An 18005-nucleotide genomic window follows, 5' to 3' on the forward strand; every position below is an offset into this window, starting at 1 on the left:
GTTAGGCCTCGCCGACCTGCACGACCAGTTTCCCGAAATTCTTACCTTCGAGCAGGCCGATAAACGCCTCGGGCGCATTTTCCAGTCCCTGAACGACCTGCTCGCGATACTTGATCTTGCCCTCGGCATACCAGGCGCTCATGTCACGGGCGAATTCGTCGTAGCGGTGCCCGTAGTCGTTGAAGATGATGAAGCCCTGCATGCGCATGCGCTTCTTGAGGATGGTATCGAGCAGCAATGGCAAACGGTCCGGGCCGTCTGGCAGGTCGGTGCTGTTGTACTGCGCGACGACGCCACAGACCGGCACCCGTGCGCTGGTGTTGAGGAGTGGCAGCACGGCATCGAATACTTTGCCGCCGACGTTCTCGAAATACACATCGATCCCGTCTGGGCAGTTGTCCGCCAATTGCTGCGCAAAATCTTCGGCGCGATGATCGATACAGGCGTCAAAGCCAAGCGTTTCGACCGCATGCTGACATTTGTCAGCACCACCGGCGATGCCGACAACCCGGCAGCCTTTCAGCTTGCCGATCTGCCCGACAGTCGCGCCAACGGGGCCGGTGGCTGCGGCCACCACCAGCGTTTCGCCGGCCTTGGGCTGGCCGATATCGAGCAAACCCATGTAGGCGGTGAAACCGGGCATGCCCAGCACACCCAGGGCATGGGAAGGGTGCTGCATGTCCTGGCTAAGTTTGAGCAGGCCGGCCCCATCGGAAACAGCATAGTCCTGCCAGCCGTTGCCACTGAGCACCCAGTCGCCTTCCTTGTAGTCGGCATGGCGGGACTCTACGACCCTGCAAACCGTACCGCCGACCATCACATCGCCTACTTCCAAGGGTGGCGCGTAGGATGGCCCGGCACTCATGCGGCCGCGCATATAGGGGTCGAGCGAGAGATAAACGGTACGCAGCAAGAGCTGCCCGTCGTTGGGGCTCGGCACCGGACCGGTTTCCAACCGAAAGTTATCGGCGGTGGGTGCACCGTGCGGGCGCGAGGCGAGGTGGATGCTGCGGTTGTGTTGCGATTGTTGTGTCATCGAGGTTCTCCCATTGATCGATCAGCAGACCAAAAATGGGAGCCTGTCTTGCGCGGGACGTTCCATCCATTGGCGCGATGACTGGCTTCGCGCTGGAGAAAGTCGAAGCCCGAAAACACGACCGCCCCCATGAGGGGGCGGCTGCTACATCACGATTGAAGCTAACGCGGCAACGTCAGACGTCGAGCCAGCCTTCATCGCCGGCGTCATCACGGAAGCGGTTGTACTCTTCCTCGTTCCAGTCGCCGCTCTTGTCGCGGTCATAGCTGTTGTAGACGCCTTGGCCATATTCCTCATCGGAGAGTGTGCCGTTTCGATCAGCATCCCAACGGGAAAACATGCCTTGATTGTCGAACCCGGTATCCCACTCGTTGTAGTCCACGGAGCCGGACTTATCGGCATCCCAGGTGTTGTAGTCCATATCCGCCGCGTAAGTCATGGCCGAGCCGCCTGCAAGGGCCGCTGCCAGGGCGATACCACCAACTGCTTTTTGCCATTTCATGTTCATGCTGCTTCTCCTCTGCAAATTACTGGGTAGTCATCACCAGAGGATGGCGCTGACATAGTTTTCGTACCCCGTCAGCTCTGAGAGTTCTAAAAAACATTCGGTTACCGACATGGGGTCATACAGCCGCAACGGCTATTGGCCGATCAGATTGATGGTGTTGTTGATGGGCATGTCCTCAACCGATTGGGCCTGTGCCAGCAATTGCGAAACCATCGAAAGGACGGCCCCGGACTGTCCGCCGGCTGGCCCCTTGGGGATCCAGTATTCGTCGCCAGCAAATTCGGTGCGGACCATCGCGTTCATTGTCATTCCTTGCTCCACGCGGATGATCGGCTGCTGCCCTGCGTGGGTTCTGACGGTTAGCAAGGTGCCGTTGGCTTCCTGCTCCCGCACGCACTCGCCCAGATAGTCGAACACTTCGGCGAGTGAGCGGGTGTGCAACTCGACCTTGCCGATGCCCTCGGCTTCGAAATACACACGGCCGCCACCGACGCTGCCGAAGAAGTCCGGGTCGCCCAGCTGGAACTCCTTTCGGCTTTCCAGTTTGCACCGGGCAAGCTTGAACAGGTTCTCCTGAGGACGGACGAAGCAGAACCGGGCGCTTTCAACCGATTCGGTGAGCTGGTAGCGATTGTTGCCGCGCGTGCTGACGGCCAGGTTCTCCTTACGTGCGGAAATCAACTGGTCGATGGAGGGCGCTTGCTTGAGCTCAAGTTCTGGCCCGTAGCGGCTGACGAGAAAGGCGCTCTCCATGGTGATGCCTTGGTCGACAAGGCGGCTCACCATTTGCTGGAATCGTTTGAAATCAGCGATTTTCGACGGATTGTTATAGAAGCGCTCCGTTCCGTTCGGACCTTGGAAGTGCACGCTTTCAAGGAACAGGGACAGAATCAGCTCCGGTGCGTAGTCCTGGCGCAGCATGAAAGCAAGAGAGGTGGTGCTGATCGGCGCCACATAGCCGCGGTAAAACTCTTGGTTGTCCTGGGTCGACACGTCGAACCCTGGCCCTTGTTCGATCGCCATGTGGGGGTTGAAACTGAAGTCCGATGGCGCGTCGCCCCCGAACGGCAGCGTCAGGTTGGCGCCAGCCGAAAGGCGGCTGCGGCCACGGATGGTCGTCACGGTAGTGAAGTGGGCGGGTAGCGAAACGCTGCGGCGCACGATGTTGAGCAGCAAGGCTTCGTCCTGTAGACGGCTGTAGTCCCGGTTGATCGTTGCCATTGCTGTGTCGAGACGTTCGGTCCCGGCGCAGCCAGCCAAGAGAAGGCTGATCGACAAAGCGGTGATCAGTCGTCCAACCAGCATCGAGCGGCTCATTGAATGCTTTCCTGAATCGGCCATTGAGCCAAGATTGTTGAACGGTAGTGGCCAGTTGGCCGAGCCATCGCCGAACGACACGAGGTCCGGCAGTGCTGGGGCTTCGTCTGGCTCTAGTGGTGGGCTGTGTGAGGCCCCATGCGCCGTTTCGGTATCGTCGACACGCGGGGCTCACTGGCTAAGCAAACACTTTCCACCATTCGCTGTTGGGCTACTCCAGCTCGCCAGGAGTGGCGGAGTAGTGCGATTCGTCCTCTGTGACTGTTTCCTGCTCAGTACGGTGCATGTTGCGGTTTGGAACGCTGTCGTTCTCAGGTAGACCTTTAACGATACGGCCGTCCTCAGTGACGATCTGACCTTGCTCATTGCGGTGGGTTTCAAGCTTTTCCATGGGTGTTGGATTGCCCATTGGGCTCGGACGCGAACCGGTATCTTCTCGCGGGGTGCCGGCTGGCCACTGGGCCAATGCCGGTTGGGCGGCTGCGGCCAGCAGCGTGGTCACTGCCAGTGACGTAAAAAAGGATCTGTTCATGACGGTCTCCTGATGAAGTGTGCCGACCAAGCGGCGTGTCGGGGTTGCCGTACCTGATTCCGATCATTGCCAACCGAAGCTATACGCCCTCCGGCTGGCACACCAACAAGGCAATCGGACCACCACTCGAATACTTGCCGGGCACCCTGGCCACGGCTTGCTCGTTTGGGCTAATCGACATTGCGGGCGCAGCGGTCATCACGGTTTCCTCGGGTAAGGCGTGGAACTGGCACGACGCAATTTCCTGGCTGTGGTTGGTAATCTTGACGGCGGGGACGCCGCGCAAATCGACTTTGTCCGAGGACGCTTGCGGTACTCCCAGTTCTTCCACTTCCAGGTTCATACCGTTCAAACGTTTGACGACCAGAGGCTCCTGAGCAAGGGCAGGCAGAGCGAACGCCAAGCTAATAAGCGCTATTAAAGGTCTCTTCATTCTGCTTCTCCGTTTTGGTGGCTTATTCATCTGAACAGGGCAGGCGCGCTGAGTTCGAGGATTGCTCGATGCTGCTATCAGACGGGCGAGGGAGGCCGTCGCTGGTTGCGACCCACGGACTGCGAATAACCTGGGCGTGGGTTCAGCTTGATGCCCCAGGCGATAGGAAACCGGTGCGCCAGCGGCCATTCGGCTTTCTCACCAGGATCGGCGTCGGTGCGATCTAGTCCGCCACATTTGGTTGCAATTCACTGAACCCCGTTGATCTTCCTCGGTCAGAGCTGAGCGTAATGGCTCAAGCCCATCACGCACCGCAGCGCACCACCGCTAACCAGTCGGGTCGACTGCCGGGTTGGGACCCAATCTCTTTATTCAGATGCCGAGCGCTCTAATGGATCAGATATACGCTGTCGTACTGTCGTACAAACGCAAGGATTTGCTTAAGCGTTGTCTGGAAGGGATCAGTGCCCAGAGCCGTCCGTGTGACGCCATCATTGTGGTCGACAACGCCAGTAACGATGGGACCGAAGAGGTCTTGCTCGACTCAGAAGTCGCCAATCTCAAGGTGTACGTGCTGTCCCGCAATACCGGCGCATCGGGTGGTTTCAGTGCCGGGTTTCGTATGGCCTATCAGCAGGGCGCTGATTTTGTCTGGATGATGGATGACGATGTCATCCCTGAACCGGATGCCTTGGAAAAACTGCTCGAGGCTGATCAGCGACTCGCCGAGCACAAACAGCCACGCTCCTTCTTGCTGTCGAGGGCGTTTACCGAGGCGGGTTTGCTCACCAACGTGCCGCGAATCGATGAGCGTACCAACGCCATTGATTACGAAAACTGGCCCGCGTTGCTGCACCTCGGTGTAGTGCCGGTGCGACCAGCCACCTATGTATCGATCCTGGTACCGCGAGAAACATTGTCCCGGCACGGCGTGCCGTTGGCCCCGATGTTCATGTGGGGAGACGACACCGAGTTCACGTTGCGTATCAGCCAGGACACGCCGGGTTACCTCGTGGTTGCTAGCAAGGTCCTGCACCTGCGGCGTGTCAGCGGTGCCATCGACATTCTGCGCGAGCCAGACCCCAGTCGGATTGCGCTGCATCGGCACCTGGTACGCAACGAACTGTTCGTGGCGCGCCGGTATTTCCGCAAGCGACGGGTGTTAGGCCTGTTCACATCACGGTTGGGCCTGGTTGCTGCGATGTTGGTGCGAGGTCAGTTTGCCAAGGCACGCATCATCCTTACCGGTCTGATGGAGAGCTTCAGCTTCGCACCGGTTCCGGAGGCCGCCGATGCGCCAGTTGAGGCGCTGGGTGTGAGCGTGCGTGAGCTAATCCCAAAGCGGTCAGGCGAGACAGCTGAGCAAACCATCCAACAGCAGCCAGCTACCGCTCCAGTCACGGTTACCCGCACCGATATGTTGGCCGATACGCCTATCCGTACGGGGCACACCAACATGCGGGTTCTCGTCTGTGGCGCGGAAGGGCAGGTCGGCTATTGCCTGACCAATCAGGCTGCCAGCTTCGGGTTGGATGCCATCGGCTTGTCTCGCCAGGCATTGGACATTACCCGCGCGGAGCACATTCGCGAGGCCATCGAGCTTCATAAGCCTGCCCTTATCATCAACGCAGCGGCGTACACCAACCTGGATCACGCCGAAGCGGAAGTGGCACAGGCTCAGGCGGTCAACCGCGACGGTGCTGCCAACCTGGCTGCAGCCGCCCGACAGTTCGGTATTCCCTTGTTCCATCTGTCGAGTGAATACGTATTTTCCGGTGACGCTGACAAGCCCTACCGTGAAACCGACCAGGCGATGCCGAACAGCGTGTACGGCTCCACACGTCTCGCGGGCGAGCAGGTCATCAGCCAGACGCTTGATCGCTACCTCATTCTGCGGACCAGCTGGATTTACGGTGAGCGCGGAAACAACTTCGTCAAAACGATGCTCAATCTGGGCAACAAGACGGAGGAAATCTCCGTCGTCAGCGATCAGATCGGTTGCCCGACCCGAGCCCGCAGTGTTGCACGCGTACTGATCGAACTGGCCCTGCGCTATTGCCGTGACGGCGATCTGCAGTGGGGCCTGTATCACTACAGCGGCGCGTCTCCGTGCAGCTGGGCCGAGTTTGCCACCCAGGTGTTCCAGGAAGCCGAATCGGCGGGGTTGATTGATACAGCCCCCCGTGTGCTGCCGGTGCCTAGCTCGAGCCTGCCTCGAGCTGCGTTGCGGCCAGCCTGGTCAGTGCTCGATTGTTCGCTTATCGAGGAGACATTCGGTATCCGGCCCAAGCACTGGCGAGATGAATTGCGGCATGTGATTCGGCGAATCAGCGATATGCCTGTCGTGCCGTTCGGGCCTTCGCCCAGCCGCGTTCCGTTCAAGGCGTATCCGTTTTGTATCCAAGAGCAGCCCGCGCAGCTGTCGGCGTCCAGGCGGTCCGCTACAGGCGAATAAACACTCGGACAAATCAAAAACTTTTTCTAAATATTACGGTCCGAGGCTCAGGACTTTTCCGAAGGGATTTCACCATGACAGATGCAACGATCAAGAGAGTAGGTGTTTCGGGTACAGGGATGATCTCGCACTGTTTCGTTCGTCTGATCATGCAGCACTACAAGGATCTTAGAATCAGCCGGGTCTTGACCCGTAGAAGCGTCGCGACGCTGAGTAGCTTTCCGCTGGCCGACGCGCTGACCAACTCCATTGACGATCTCATTGCCAACTCGGATGTGATTGTCGAGTGCACAGGTGACGTCTTTTTCGGTACCGAAGTGATCGAGCGCGCCTTCGAAGCCGGCGTGCCGGTGGTCACCATCAACGCCGAGCTACAGGTCACGACCGGGTCTTACCTGTCCGGCAAGGGATTCCTGACCGAAGCCGAAGGGGATCAGCCAGGATCGCTCGCCGCTTTGCGCGAAGAAGCCTTGCAGATGGGCTTTCAGCCGCTGGTCTACGGCAACATGAAGGGCTACCTGAACCACAACCCCAGCCTTGAAGACATGGCTTACTGGTCCAAGCGCCAGGGCATCAGCATTGAACAGACCACATCCTTCACCGATGGCACCAAGGTGCAGATCGAGCAGGTCGTGGTAGGCAACGGGTTTGGCGCGACTATCACCAGACGCGGTCTGGAAGGACTGGCGTCGACCGATCTCAACGTCAGCGGCAACGTCCTCGGGCTGATCGCAGACGGCGTCGGACAGCCAATTGTCGACTACGTATTGCCCAATGGCTATTCGGCGGGCGGCGTGTTTCTAGTGTGCCGGCACGATGAAATGCAGGCGCCAGCAATCGAATACTTCAAGCTCGGGCCTGGGCCGTATTACGTGCTGACACGACCCTTTCACCTCTGCTCGCTCGAAGTCGGCAAGACCGTACGGCGGGTGCTTGCCGGTGGCGGCGTGCTGCTGAACAATTCTGTTTCGCCCACCTTGGGTGTCGCAGCAATCGCCAAGCGTGAGATGAAGGCTGGAGAGATGATCGGCCGCGGGATAGGTGGGTTCGACGTTCGCGGCGAAGCGGTCAAACTTGCCGACGAGCTCGATCACGTACCGATCGGGCTGCTGCGCAACACGGTTCTCAAGAGAGCTGTCGAGCCGGGGCAGCTGATCACGTTCGACGACATCGAAGTTCAGCCCAGCCGCGTGCTGGACATCATCTTCCAGCAACAACAAAAAGTGCTGCAGCGGATCGAAACAGACGTTCAGCCAACGCTGTTGCGCCAGGCTCTGCAATGAGAGCCCAGGACGAGGCGGAGGTCTGGGCCGACGGATACGGTTTCGTGGAGTTTAAGCGGACCGGGATCGGCCTCGTCCCGTATCACCACGAATCTCGCACTGTGCAAGAGACGCTGCCAATCGCAGCGCCCATGCAGTTGACTGAAGAAGATTCAGCGGGTGACGGCACTGCCTTCACCCTGCTGGCATGATCGACCGACTTGCCAGCTCACGCGAGCTGAGACTGGTCCCCGGTCATGCTGCCTTCAGCGGCCATATTAAGAGTGTTCCAGAGGCTGCAGGCAAGGCGCACCACGGCGCCGCCGAAGCCGCTGGCTTCTGTTTGAGCATCCAGCTCGTTGTCAAAAACCGCTAACACGCTACCGTAGGAATAAACGACTCCCCACCGATCAGGGTTTCCGCTATCTGCCTTGATGATATCCACGACCGTCTCCCAAAATGTCACGAGGTGTGACAAGAATACGGCGCATAGATACCACGGCGTCATAAGGCCGACAACTGCCGTTCGGCGGGACTCGAATTAGCCCTGGCTAAAGGGCCATCAGTGCCGCTTTTTCTGTCCCGGCACAGCCCCACCGCCTAGGTGCACTGGAGCAGCGCAGTTGATTGGAGGGCGTTCGGCCGTCGCAGCATTTCACTACGTGCCACGGCGCTCCCCCGGATGCGTTTCATGCCCCATTGGCGTGGCATCAGGTAGGTTCACATCCGGCTCGGCGAAGTCTGGGCTGTGTACTTCAGAGTCCAATGGCATGTGACTGTAGCGCTGTTTGTCGGCGGATACGTGGCGTGGCTGCGGCTCGGTAGCGGTCAGGATACGTTTGGCCTCGCAACGCCCACTGATGCCGCGCGCTAAAGCCATGCCACCCATCGCCAGCTGCAACAGGCCGCTCAGTCCGCCGCGACGCAACCCTCTGCCCAGCATAACCAGCCCGCCCGCAACGGAGGCGCTGCGTTCCCAGCCGTGCACGTTTTGCGGGGCGCTCTTGTCGAAAAGTCGATTCATGGTCGTTCCTTTGTTCAGCCGTTGAATATGACGCCCGCTCGAGGGTGTAGCGGGCGAGACAGGTGATGCTCGTCGGATAAACGCGGTGTTCTGGCCACAGCAGATGCTGTTTGCCTCGTTTCGTTAGCCATAGATTCGGCAGCGTCGCAGCGGTATTCGTTCGAGGCGGGAGATAAGCGGCACGCGACATGGGCTTGACAGTTGGACATGCGTCCCGCAGATTTCGCTAAACGTAATTCGATTACGCAAAAGAATAATAGAGCGCCGCGTAGACACGGCGCGCCTTCAGTGCAGCCATGGCAGCGAATATGGATTCATCCGCTTTTTTCCAGTTCACCGCGTCCGCTCGACTTCGGACCGTCCAGGTGGCCGCCAGGTCGTTGAGCTTGGCCGGTCCGGTGAAGCCGTTGCGCGCTGGCGGAGCTAGTCTGTCCAGCAGGCTAAAGCGCAGCCAGGAAGGCAGGTCGAAGGCCGCGCCTGACGTTCGGATGAGCCGCTGAAATGAAGATCTTGGGCTTTCGATTGACCCTGGGCGACCATCTGGGTCGCAGCGTCCGTGGGATTTCCTGTGCGCCGCCGAGTTGACCTTTGCATAACGTCAATTTCGCTAACGTACCGTTATTCCAAGGAGCCAATCATGGCCGACCTGTTTGAAAATCCCATGGGCCTTATGGGCTTCGAGTTCATCGAATTTGCCTCGCCCACCCCGAACGTCATCGAGCCGGTACTGGAAAGCATGGGCTTTACTCATGTCGCCAACCACCGATCCAAAGATGTGGCGCTGTACCGCCAGGGTGAGATCAACGCCATCGTCAATCGCGAGGCTAAAGGCCTGCCAGCTTATTTCGCGGCAGAGCATGGGCCTTCAGTATGTGGCATGGCGTTCCGTGTAAAGGATGCGCAGAAGGCCTATACCCGCGCGCTGGAGCTGGGTGCTCAGGCTATCGAGCTGCCCACCGGTCCGATGGAGCTGCGCCTGCCGGCAATCAAGGGTATCGGCGGAGCGCCGTTGTATCTGATCGACCGTTTCGGTGAGGGCAGCTCGATTTATGACATCGATTTCGTGTTCCTGGAGGGCGTCGAGCGTCATCCGGTCGGCGCTGGCCTGAAGCTCATCGACCATCTGACCCACAACGTTTACCGCGGCCGCATGGCTTACTGGGCGGACTTCTACGAGAAGCTGTTCAATTTCCGTGAGATCCGTTACTTCGACATCAAGGGTGAGTACACCGGCTTGACCTCCAAGGCCATGACCGCGCCGGACGGCATGATCCGCATCCCCCTCAACGAGGAGTCGTCGAAGGGCGCTGGGCAGATCGAGGAATTCCTCATGCAGTTCAACGGTGAGGGTATTCAGCACGTCGCCTTCCTCGCCGACAACCTGATCGAGACCTGGGACAAGCTGAAGGCCAGCGGCACGGTCTTCATGACTGCGCCGCCGGAAACCTACTACGAGATGCTCGAGGGGCGGCTGCCCAACCACGGCGAGCCGGTAGAAGAGCTGAAATCCCGCGGCATTCTGCTGGACGGTGCAGTCGAGGACGGCGAGCAGCGCCTGCTGCTGCAAATCTTCTCCGGCACCGTGCTGGGTCCGGTGTTCTTCGAGTTCATTCAGCGCAAAGGTGATAGCGGCTTCGGCGAGGGCAACTTCAAGGCGCTGTTCGAATCCATCGAGCGTGATCAGATTAAGCGCGGCGTGCTCAGCACCACTGAGTAACCACCGAGACGGCAACCGACTCCGGTTGCCGCTCCAATCGATCCAGTTGTCTCACCGCGCTTTCAAGCGCACCGGCGGCGGCACAAGGCCGCTGCCGGTGCGGCTTCGCCATGTGTTTAATTAGCGAAACGATCAGGCCAGCAGAACGGGGCTGTGATGAATAGCTGCCGCGATCAATGCATGCGTTTGCAAGAACAGGGCGCAAGTGACTACGCAGCTTGCAGAGCGACCAAATGTCTTATTGATTGCTTCTGCGTTGCCGCATAGGCTGAACCCATGACCGTCAACATGCGTTCCTTCCTTATCCTGCTGCTGGTACTTACGCTTCCGATCAATGGGATGGCGCAACTACTCATGCCGGCAACATCGTCGGTGCATCACCAGATGGCTGATATGGAAGGCATGAACGGCATGGACGACGCTGATCAAGATTGTCGTGAAGGAAAGGATCAAGGCCCAACGACCGTCTGCAAGAACGGGCAAGAATGCAAAACCTCCAGCCTCGTTCAGATTGCGGCGGCCAAGGCGGACGTGATTCCTGCAGCCAAGCCCGTGACTACACCCTATAACGACCAGATCCCTTCCCGTCTTCTGGATGCCGTCTGGCACCCACCCCGCGTCTGATTCCGATCGAATTCTAGAAACCCGCCCGAATGTGAGCATTCGGGTCGGTTACCGCGCGCCCTTTGGCCCGCATGGAAGATCAGGAATCCTTTAATGAAACCCCTTATTCGCTGGGCGCCCCATCAAGTGGCCGCCTTGATCATGGGCGCGCTCTCGTTTCCCGGGCTCGTGTCAGCTCTAACGTTGGAACAGGCCTTGAGCCTGGCCGAGCAGCAGGCACCTTCGTTAGCCGCGCAAACTGCCAACCTCCACGCTGCTCGTAGCGCTGCGATTCCGGCAGGCGAGCTCCCCGATCCGAAGCTCAGGCTTGGGCTGCAAAACGTACCCATCGAAGGCGACACACGCTGGCGGCTCGATGAAGAGGCCATGACCATGCAAATGGTCGGCGTCATGCAAGATGTACCGAATCGGGCGAAACGGCGCGCTCGGATCGAGGCTGCGCAGGCAGGTGTCGCGCTTGCAGGCGTGCAGCAGTCCATCGAGCGTCTCAGTGTTCGTCAAGCGACCGCCGAGGCCTGGGTCGCTAGCTTCGCGGTCGAGCAGAAGTTGAGTCTTTTCCAACAGTTCTACGGCGAGAACAAGCTTTTTTCCCAGGCTGTTCAGGCGCGCATTGCTGGCGGGCGCGGCCAGACTGCCGACAGCGTGCTTCCCAAGCAGGAAGCCGCCTTGCTGGCAGAACAGGAAGATGAGTTGGTACGCAACCAGGCGGTTGCACGGGCCGAATTACGCCGCTGGATAGGCGAGCCGGCTAACCAGCCGCTGACAGGCGTCTGGCCGCAATGGCCCGCCGACGCTGTTCACTATCAGCACAACCTCGACCGCCACCCGGCACTGCTGGCATTCGGTCCGATGACGCGCGAGGCCGAGGCAAACGTCAGCCAGGCCATCGCCGAAAAAACACCGGACTGGAGTTGGGGCGTCGACTACCTGCGTCGGGGTCGGGAATACGGCGACATGGTGAACCTCAGCGTCAGCTTCGACCTGCCGATGTTCACCGGCTCGCGGCAGGACCCGAAGATCGCTGCCGAGCGGGCACGGCTCGCGCAGATCGAGGCTCAGCGCCAGGTGACGTTACGTATGCATGACCAGGAGCTGACCGCCAACCTGGCTGAGCATCAGCGCTTGTCTCGGGTACTGACGCGCCTCGAACAAACCCTGCTGCCGCTCGCAGAACAGAAGGTTGATCTGGCCATGGCCGATTACCGCGCAGGGAAAGGCGAATTGATCGCTGTGATTGATGCGCGCCGCCAGCTCGTCGAAACCCGTCTGCGTCGCATCGACACGTCTCGTGACCTTTCGCTGAGCAACGCCCGCCTGCATTTCGCCTTTGGAGATACCCAACCATGAGCTTCCACACACAACAGCTGGCGCTCGTACTCAGCGTGATGATTGGTGCGACCGCAGCAGCCGTGATGCCCACCGCTGCCTTGGCACAAGCAGCTGATGATGAGGGCAGGGCAGTGCTCTATTGGTACGACCCGATGGTCCCGCAGCAGAAATTCGACAAACCGGGCAAGTCACCCTTCATGGATATGGAGCTCGTCCCGCGTTATGCCGATGAAGGCAGCGACGGGGCATCGATGAAGATCGACCCGAGCGTGACGCAGAACCTCGGCATCCGTCTGGCGACGGCTGTGCGTGAGTCGATCAGTCAGTCGCTTGAAGCCACCGGAGCATTGTTGTTTGACGAGCGCGACGTGGCGGTGGTGCAGGCGCGCGCTGGAGGCTTCGTCGAGCGCGTTTACGATCGTGCACCTGAGGATGTGATCGACAAGGAGGCGCCGCTGGCCGATCTGCTCATACCGGAATGGGCCGCGGCACAGGAAGAGTACCTGGCGCTCCGAGACGTTGGTGAACCCCAGCTGTTGGCCGCGGCGCGGCAACGGTTACGCCTCGCCGGTATGCCGGCAGACGTTATTGCGCAACTGCAACGGAGCGGCAAGACACGCGCGGTCTGGACCGTAACCAGCCCGATTGCTGGCGTGTTGAGCAGTCTTGATGTTCGCGAGGGCATGACAGTACCTGCCGGCGCATCACTTGCACGCATCAATGGACTGAGCAAGGTTTGGTTGGAGGTGGCGGTGCCTGAGGCCCAGGTCGGTCATCTGGCACAAGGGCAAAAAGTAACCGCGCGCTTGCCGGCCTTTGCCGGTGAATCCTTGGAAGGGACGATTCAGGCCGTGCTGCCGCAAGCCAGCCTGGATAGCCGTACGGTGCGTGTCCGGGTCGAGCTACCTAACCCACAACAGCGACTACGCCCCGGCATGACGGCGCAGGTGACCTTGAATCGCGACGTCGAGCAGGCTTTGGTCATTCCGTCCGAGGCAGTCATTCGGACCGGTCGCCGGGCATTGGTCATGCTGGCGGAGGATGAAGGCCGTTACCGTCCCGTCGAGGTGCGTATCGGTCGGGAATTCGATGACAGAACCGAAATACTCGAAGGGCTCGAAGCCGGCCAGAAGGTCGTTGCGTCCGGCCAGTTCCTGCTTGATTCCGAGGCGAGTCTGCGCGGACTGACCGCGCAAAGCCTGGAACAGCCGAAGTCCTCCTTCGAATCCGCTTTGCATGAGGCTGAAGGCACGATTGTGGGGCTGGAAGACGGCATGGTTGGCCTGTCGCATGGGCCGTTCAAGACCTTGAACATGCCTGGGATGACCATGGCCTTTCCGGTTGCCGATCCATCGCTTACCTCAGGCTTGCAGTCGGGTGACCGTGTCCGCGTTGGCGTGCGTGAAACTGACGAGGGCCTGATCATCGAGCGCATCGTGAAGCTCGGGGGCCAGCCATGATCGCAGCCATGATTCGCTGGTCAGTCGCCAACCGATTTCTGGTTCTGCTGGCCACTGTTTTCGCGGTGGCCTGGGGCGTCTGGTCGGTCAAGAACACAGCGGTCGATGCCTTGCCTGACCTTTCCGATGTCCAGGTCATCATCCGCACCCCATACCCGGGCCAGGCGCCTCAGATCGTCGAAAACCAGGTCACCTATCCACTGACCACAACGATGTTGTCGGTGCCAGGCGCGAAGACGGTGCGCGGCTACTCGTTTTTCGGAGACAGCTACGTGTACGTCCTGTTCGAGGACGGCACGGACCTCTACTGGGCCCGCTCGCGGGTACTGGAATACCTGAGTCAGGTACAAAGCCGGCTGCCCGCCGCGGCCAAGCCCGCCTTAGGCCCAGATGCCACGGGTGTCGGCTGGATCTACCAGTATGTGCTGGTGGACCGCACGGGCAGGCATGACCTCTCGCAGCTGCGCTCTCTGCAGGACTGGTTCCTGCGCTATGAACTCAAGACACTGCCCAACGTGGCGGAAGTCGCACCCATCGGCGGGATGGTCAAGCAGTACCAGGTGGTACTCGACCCGGTACGCATGGCCAGCCGGGGCGTGACACAGCAGCAGATCGCAACGGCCATCGACGAGGCGAACCGTGAAACCGGCGGGAGTGTTCTGGAACTGGCAGAAACCGAGTTCATGGTTCGTGCGACCGGCTATTTGCAGACATTGAGCGATTTTCGAGCCATTCCGCTGCGTCTCGATGGTGGCGTGCCGGTAACCCTCGGAGACGTTGCGCACGTTCAGCTCGGCCCAGAGATGCGCCGCGGCATTGCCGAGCTTGATGGCGAGGGGGAAGTGGTCGGTGGAGTGGTCATTCTGCGCAGCGGCAAAAACGCGCGGGAAACCATCGCCGCGGTCCAGACCAAGCTCGACGAACTCAAAGCGAGCTTGCCTCCGGGTGTTGAAATCGTCACGACCTACGACCGCAGCAAATTGATCGACAGCGCTGTTGAAAACCTCACCCACAAGCTCATCGAGGAGTTCATCGTTGTTGCATTGGTTTGCGCGCTGTTTCTTTGGCATTTGCGCTCGTCTTTGGTGGCAATCGTTTCGTTGCCAATCGGCATCCTGATCGCGTTCGTGATCATGCAGCGGCAGGGTATCAACGCCAACATCATGTCCCTGGGCGGCATCGCCATTGCCATCGGAGCGATGGTCGACGCAGCTATCGTCATGATCGAAAACGCTCACAAGCACATCGAGGCGTGGCACAAGCGTTACCCAAACTCCACCCTTAAAGGCCAGGAGCACTGGAAGGTGATCACCGAGGCGGCCGTCGAGGTCGGACCGGCCCTGTTCTTCAGCCTCCTGATCATCACCCTGTCGTTCATTCCAGTGTTCACCCTTGAGGCGCAGGAAGGTCGGCTGTTCGGTCCGCTGGCCTTCACCAAAACCTACGCAATGGCGGCCGCTGCCGGGTTGTCCGTCACGCTGGTTCCGGTGCTCATGGGGTACTGGATACGGGGCAAAATCCCGGATGAACACCGCAACCCACTCAATCGAGGCCTCATCTGGATCTACAAGCCTGCCTTGGACGCGGTGCTGCGTTGGCCCAAGACAACGTTGCTGGTGGCGGCTCTGGTCTTTCTGACGGGCTTGTGGCCTGCCAGTCGCCTCGGTGGTGAATTCTTGCCACCGTTGGACGAAGGTGACCTGCTCTATATGCCCACTGCACTTCCGGGCCTCTCGGCGCAGAAGGCATCCGAGCTGTTACAGCAGACCGACCGGCTAATCAAAACGGTTCCAGAGGTTGCCCGCGTGTTTGGCAAGGCGGGGCGAGCCGACACCGCAACCGATCCTGCGCCGCTGGAAATGTTCGAAACGACCATTCAGTTCAAGCCGAAGGATCAGTGGCGCGAAGGAATGACGTCCGAAAAACTGGTGGAGGAGCTGGACCGCACGGTGCAAGTGCCTGGGTTGGCCAACCTCTGGATCCCGCCCATTCGAAACCGCATCGACATGCTGGCGACCGGTATCAAGAGCCCGATCGGGGTGAAGGTGTATGGCACCGAGTTGGCGCAGATCGACAACGCCACTTTGGCCATCGAGAAAATCGCGAAAACCGTGCCCGGTGTCAGCTCGGCGTTGGCCGAGCGACTGACCGGCGGGCGCTATATCGATGTGGACATCGATCGCGTCGCGGCGGCACGTTACGGCTTGAACATAGCGGATGTGCAATCGATCGTGGCCGGTGCCATCGGAGGCCAGACCGTCGGTGAGACTGTCGAAGGGCTTGCGCGGTATCCGATCAACCTTCGCTACGGTCGAGAGTGGCGCGACTCGCTGGCAGATCTGCGCGCCCTGCCTATCTACACGCCGCAAGGCAGCCAGATCACTTTGGGCACGGTTGCCGAGGTCAAGGTGACCGACGGCCCACCGATGCTAAAAAGCGAAAACGCCAGGCTGTCGGGCTGGGTCTACGTCGATGTTCGTGGTCGTGACATGGCTGCTGTGGTGAGCGATCTGAGGCAAAGGGTCAGCGAAAGTGTTCAGCTCGAGTCCGGCATGAGCATCAGCTATTCCGGTCAATTTGAGTTCATGGAGCGCGCCAACGCCAAGTTGAAACTGGTCGTGCCGGCCACCTTGCTGATCATCTTTGTTCTGCTCTACCTCACGTTTTCCCGCTTCGGCGAGGCGCTGTTGATCATGGCCACGCTGCCATTCGCCCTGACCGGAGGTGTCTGGTTTCTGTATCTACTGGGCTACAACCTGTCCGTCGCGACCGGTATTGGCTTCATCGCGCTCGCCGGGGTTTCTGCTGAGTTCGGCGTCATCATGTTGCTGTACCTGACGAACGCCTGGCGAGACCGCCTCAACGCCGGTGCGCGAGATGAAGCCGACCTGCTCGACGCGATTCGCGAGGGCGCCGTACAGCGCGTGCGCCCCAAGGCCATGACAGTGGCGGTCATCATCGCCGGTCTGCTGCCCATCCTTTTGGGGGGCGGAACCGGCAGCGAAATCATGAGCCGCATCGCCGCGCCCATGGTCGGCGGGATGATTACCGCGCCCTTGCTTTCCCTGTTCGTGCTGCCGGCGGCGTACCTGCTGATGCGCCGCCGACAATTGCAGGCCATCCCACACCAATCCATCAACTCCGCAGGAGCACATCCATGAATATCAAGCACATCTGTCTTGCGGCATTCTTCCTGGTACCTGCTGCCTATGCCGCCGACAAGCAACCCATGGACGGCATGCCGATGGATCACAAAGGCATGAACATGCAAACGGACCAGCAGGCGGCCGGACAGGCCGCTACAGCCACCGGCACGGTCAAGAAGGTGAACCTGGAAAAGGGCTCGGTCATCATCGCTCACGGCCCGGTCGAAGCACTCGGCTGGCCATCCATGACCATGGGCTTCAAGGCAACGCCGGATCAACTCCGGACCTTGCAGCAGGGTGACCAGGTTGAGTTCGACTTTGTTTCGAAAGGGATGAACGCCGTCGTCACTCGAATCGACAAACAGTAACAGGCTGGGTCACATCCCTCGGCACCGTGGATGCACCGCGCGGTGCCTTGGCTTCGAATATCGGCTGTGCTGCGGCGAGCGATCCGGATGGCCGAAGGGTCTCTTTAGGTCTGCAACTCGGGGGGCGGGTCGTCAGCGTTGGTATCACGGTCCCGTTCGTGCCGCGTGAGCGGAAACAACGGCAACCAGGCCTCGCGACGAACCGTCCAACTTTCGTAACTGGGCATCAGTTGATCAGGAGCGTCGAGGGAACCCAGATGCACTTCGATTTCGTCTGCTGTGCGTGCGAAAACGGACGAGCCACAGCGGGGGCAGAAATGTCGCCCGGCATAGTCCTGCGCTTCGCCGGTGATCGTCACGGCATCCTGCGCAAACACAGCGGCGGCGTAGAACAGGGCACCGTGATGCTTTCGGCAGTCGAGGCAATGGCATAGGCCAACCCGCTTCGGGCGGCCCGTCGCCACAAACCGCAGGTTGCCGCACAGGCAACCACCGGTGAATCGCTCCATCTGGCTTCCTCTGGTCAATGGTCGGATTGAACCTGTCCCGACAGTCATAGCTGAAAAACAGATGACCGACGTACTAAAGGTCGCTTCATTGGCTGCGACCGTGTTGTCCCGTACGGATGCAGGTCTCCTTCGGCTGCCGCAGGCAGACGACCTGCTTCTGCTGGGGCCAAAAGCCGTACTGATCAGGCGACTCGATGCATAACCGGACGGTCTGGCTGCGTTGGGCATACGAACCGCCTTGGCTTGCGAGTATCGAACAGAGGACAGGGTTAGTCGAAGTGACAG

17 protein-coding genes are annotated in these 18005 nt (G+C 59.9%); 9 read left to right on the plus strand and 8 right to left on the minus strand.

Translation table 11 applies throughout. The features are described 5' to 3' along the window. Position 1 precedes the first annotated feature (1 nt). The 5 genes from RT21_RS17165 to RT21_RS17185 form a co-directional block, all read right to left on the minus strand. Positions 2 to 1036, minus strand: coding sequence for an NADP-dependent oxidoreductase (locus RT21_RS17165; RefSeq protein WP_046163680.1), 1035 nt, complete (start codon positions 1034 to 1036; stop codon positions 2 to 4). Between the two features lie 175 nt (positions 1037 to 1211). Beyond that, on the minus strand, positions 1212 to 1544 hold the full coding sequence (locus RT21_RS17170; protein WP_046163681.1) for a penta-EF hand family protein: 333 nt from the start codon (positions 1542 to 1544) through the stop codon (positions 1212 to 1214). 132 nt (positions 1545 to 1676) lie between these two features. After that, complete coding sequence (locus RT21_RS17175; protein WP_046163682.1) at positions 1677 to 2861, minus strand: hypothetical protein; 1185 nt, start codon at positions 2859 to 2861, stop codon at positions 1677 to 1679. Positions 2862 to 3072: 211 nt separating this feature from the next. Further along, positions 3073 to 3393, minus strand: coding sequence for a hypothetical protein (locus RT21_RS23845; protein WP_177327102.1), 321 nt, complete (start codon positions 3391 to 3393; stop codon positions 3073 to 3075). 79 nt (positions 3394 to 3472) lie between these two features. Beyond that, positions 3473 to 3826, minus strand: a complete 354-nt coding sequence (locus tag RT21_RS17185; RefSeq protein WP_045426724.1) for a hypothetical protein — start codon at positions 3824 to 3826, stop codon at positions 3473 to 3475. 391 nt (positions 3827 to 4217) lie between these two features. Between RT21_RS17185 and rfbD the strand changes: the two genes are divergently transcribed. After that, the gene (gene rfbD / locus RT21_RS23055; protein ID WP_052649182.1) at positions 4218 to 6281 is read left to right on the plus strand and encodes a dTDP-4-dehydrorhamnose reductase; all 2064 of its coding nucleotides are present in this window, start codon (positions 4218 to 4220) and stop codon (positions 6279 to 6281) included. Positions 6282 to 6400: 119 nt separating this feature from the next. After that, positions 6401 to 7564: an NAD(P)-dependent oxidoreductase gene (locus RT21_RS17200; RefSeq protein WP_046163683.1), complete on the plus strand. Its 1164-nt coding sequence runs from the start codon at positions 6401 to 6403 to the stop codon at positions 7562 to 7564. Positions 7565 to 7772: 208 nt separating this feature from the next. Here the strand turns inward: RT21_RS17200 and RT21_RS17210 are convergent, their stop codons facing one another. Then, positions 7773 to 7988 carry a hypothetical protein gene (locus RT21_RS17210; RefSeq protein WP_128120836.1) on the minus strand — a complete coding sequence of 72 codons (216 nt, stop codon included), beginning with the start codon at positions 7986 to 7988 and terminating at the stop codon, positions 7773 to 7775. A gap of 213 nt (positions 7989 to 8201) precedes the next feature. Further along, positions 8202 to 8567, minus strand: a complete 366-nt coding sequence (locus tag RT21_RS17215) for a YgaP-like transmembrane domain (RefSeq protein ID WP_046163684.1) — start codon at positions 8565 to 8567, stop codon at positions 8202 to 8204. A gap of 637 nt (positions 8568 to 9204) precedes the next feature. Between RT21_RS17215 and hppD the strand changes: the two genes are divergently transcribed. The 6 genes from hppD to RT21_RS17245 all read left to right on the plus strand — a co-directional run bounded on the left by hppD (position 9205) and on the right by RT21_RS17245 (position 17211). Next, complete coding sequence (gene hppD, locus RT21_RS17220; protein ID WP_046163685.1) at positions 9205 to 10284, plus strand: 4-hydroxyphenylpyruvate dioxygenase; 1080 nt, start codon at positions 9205 to 9207, stop codon at positions 10282 to 10284. 276 nt (positions 10285 to 10560) lie between these two features. Continuing rightward, positions 10561 to 10908, plus strand: a complete 348-nt coding sequence (locus RT21_RS17225) for a hypothetical protein (RefSeq protein ID WP_046163686.1) — start codon at positions 10561 to 10563, stop codon at positions 10906 to 10908. A gap of 93 nt (positions 10909 to 11001) precedes the next feature. Beyond that, positions 11002 to 12255 (plus strand): TolC family protein, encoded by a 1254-nt coding sequence (locus tag RT21_RS17230; protein ID WP_046163687.1) that lies wholly within the window; start codon positions 11002 to 11004, stop codon positions 12253 to 12255. Next, a complete protein-coding gene (locus RT21_RS17235; protein ID WP_046163688.1) occupies positions 12252 to 13697 on the plus strand; it encodes an efflux RND transporter periplasmic adaptor subunit in 1446 nt (481 codons plus the stop codon). Before RT21_RS17230 ends, RT21_RS17235 begins: the two co-directional genes overlap by 4 nt. Then, complete coding sequence (locus RT21_RS17240; protein WP_046163689.1) at positions 13694 to 16858, plus strand: efflux RND transporter permease subunit; 3165 nt, start codon at positions 13694 to 13696, stop codon at positions 16856 to 16858. The genes RT21_RS17235 and RT21_RS17240 overlap by 4 nt, the downstream gene beginning before the upstream one ends. Continuing rightward, positions 16855 to 17211 carry a copper-binding protein gene (locus tag RT21_RS17245; RefSeq protein ID WP_046163690.1) on the plus strand — a complete coding sequence of 119 codons (357 nt, stop codon included), beginning with the start codon at positions 16855 to 16857 and terminating at the stop codon, positions 17209 to 17211. Before RT21_RS17240 ends, RT21_RS17245 begins: the two co-directional genes overlap by 4 nt. Before the next feature lie 104 nt (positions 17212 to 17315). Here the strand turns inward: RT21_RS17245 and RT21_RS17250 are convergent, their stop codons facing one another. Continuing rightward, entirely contained in the window at positions 17316 to 17720 is a 405-nt protein-coding gene (locus tag RT21_RS17250) for a GFA family protein (RefSeq protein ID WP_046163691.1), read from the minus strand. A 61-nt stretch (positions 17721 to 17781) separates the two neighbouring features. Here RT21_RS17250 and RT21_RS23640 point away from each other — a divergent pair, with 61 nt between their 5' ends. Continuing rightward, positions 17782 to 17922 carry a hypothetical protein gene (locus RT21_RS23640; protein WP_156155728.1) on the plus strand — a complete coding sequence of 47 codons (141 nt, stop codon included), beginning with the start codon at positions 17782 to 17784 and terminating at the stop codon, positions 17920 to 17922. Positions 17923 to 18005: the final 83 nt, after the last annotated feature.

Source organism: Pseudomonas sp. 10B238 (genome assembly GCF_000970615.1).
GTDB lineage: Bacteria > Pseudomonadota > Gammaproteobacteria > Pseudomonadales > Pseudomonadaceae > Stutzerimonas.

Coding starts and splice junctions, on each gene's coding strand:
- RT21_RS17250 (WP_046163691.1), bottom strand. CDS start 17,720: ATGGAGCGATTCACCGGTGGTTGCCTGTGCGGCAACCTGCGGTTTGTG.
- rfbD (WP_052649182.1), top strand. CDS start 4,218: ATGGATCAGATATACGCTGTCGTACTGTCGTACAAACGCAAGGATTTG.
- RT21_RS17215 (WP_046163684.1), bottom strand. CDS start 8,567: ATGAATCGACTTTTCGACAAGAGCGCCCCGCAAAACGTGCACGGCTGG.
- RT21_RS17200 (WP_046163683.1), top strand. CDS start 6,401: ATGATCTCGCACTGTTTCGTTCGTCTGATCATGCAGCACTACAAGGAT.
- RT21_RS23845 (WP_177327102.1), bottom strand. CDS start 3,393: ATGAACAGATCCTTTTTTACGTCACTGGCAGTGACCACGCTGCTGGCC.
- RT21_RS23640 (WP_156155728.1), top strand. CDS start 17,782: ATGACCGACGTACTAAAGGTCGCTTCATTGGCTGCGACCGTGTTGTCC.
- RT21_RS17235 (WP_046163688.1), top strand. CDS start 12,252: ATGAGCTTCCACACACAACAGCTGGCGCTCGTACTCAGCGTGATGATT.
- RT21_RS17185 (WP_045426724.1), bottom strand. CDS start 3,826: ATGAAGAGACCTTTAATAGCGCTTATTAGCTTGGCGTTCGCTCTGCCT.
- hppD (WP_046163685.1), top strand. CDS start 9,205: ATGGCCGACCTGTTTGAAAATCCCATGGGCCTTATGGGCTTCGAGTTC.
- RT21_RS17170 (WP_046163681.1), bottom strand. CDS start 1,544: ATGAACATGAAATGGCAAAAAGCAGTTGGTGGTATCGCCCTGGCAGCG.
- RT21_RS17165 (WP_046163680.1), bottom strand. CDS start 1,036: ATGACACAACAATCGCAACACAACCGCAGCATCCACCTCGCCTCGCGC.
- RT21_RS17245 (WP_046163690.1), top strand. CDS start 16,855: ATGAATATCAAGCACATCTGTCTTGCGGCATTCTTCCTGGTACCTGCT.
- RT21_RS17175 (WP_046163682.1), bottom strand. CDS start 2,861: ATGAGCCGCTCGATGCTGGTTGGACGACTGATCACCGCTTTGTCGATC.
- RT21_RS17240 (WP_046163689.1), top strand. CDS start 13,694: ATGATCGCAGCCATGATTCGCTGGTCAGTCGCCAACCGATTTCTGGTT.
- RT21_RS17230 (WP_046163687.1), top strand. CDS start 11,002: ATGAAACCCCTTATTCGCTGGGCGCCCCATCAAGTGGCCGCCTTGATC.
- RT21_RS17225 (WP_046163686.1), top strand. CDS start 10,561: ATGACCGTCAACATGCGTTCCTTCCTTATCCTGCTGCTGGTACTTACG.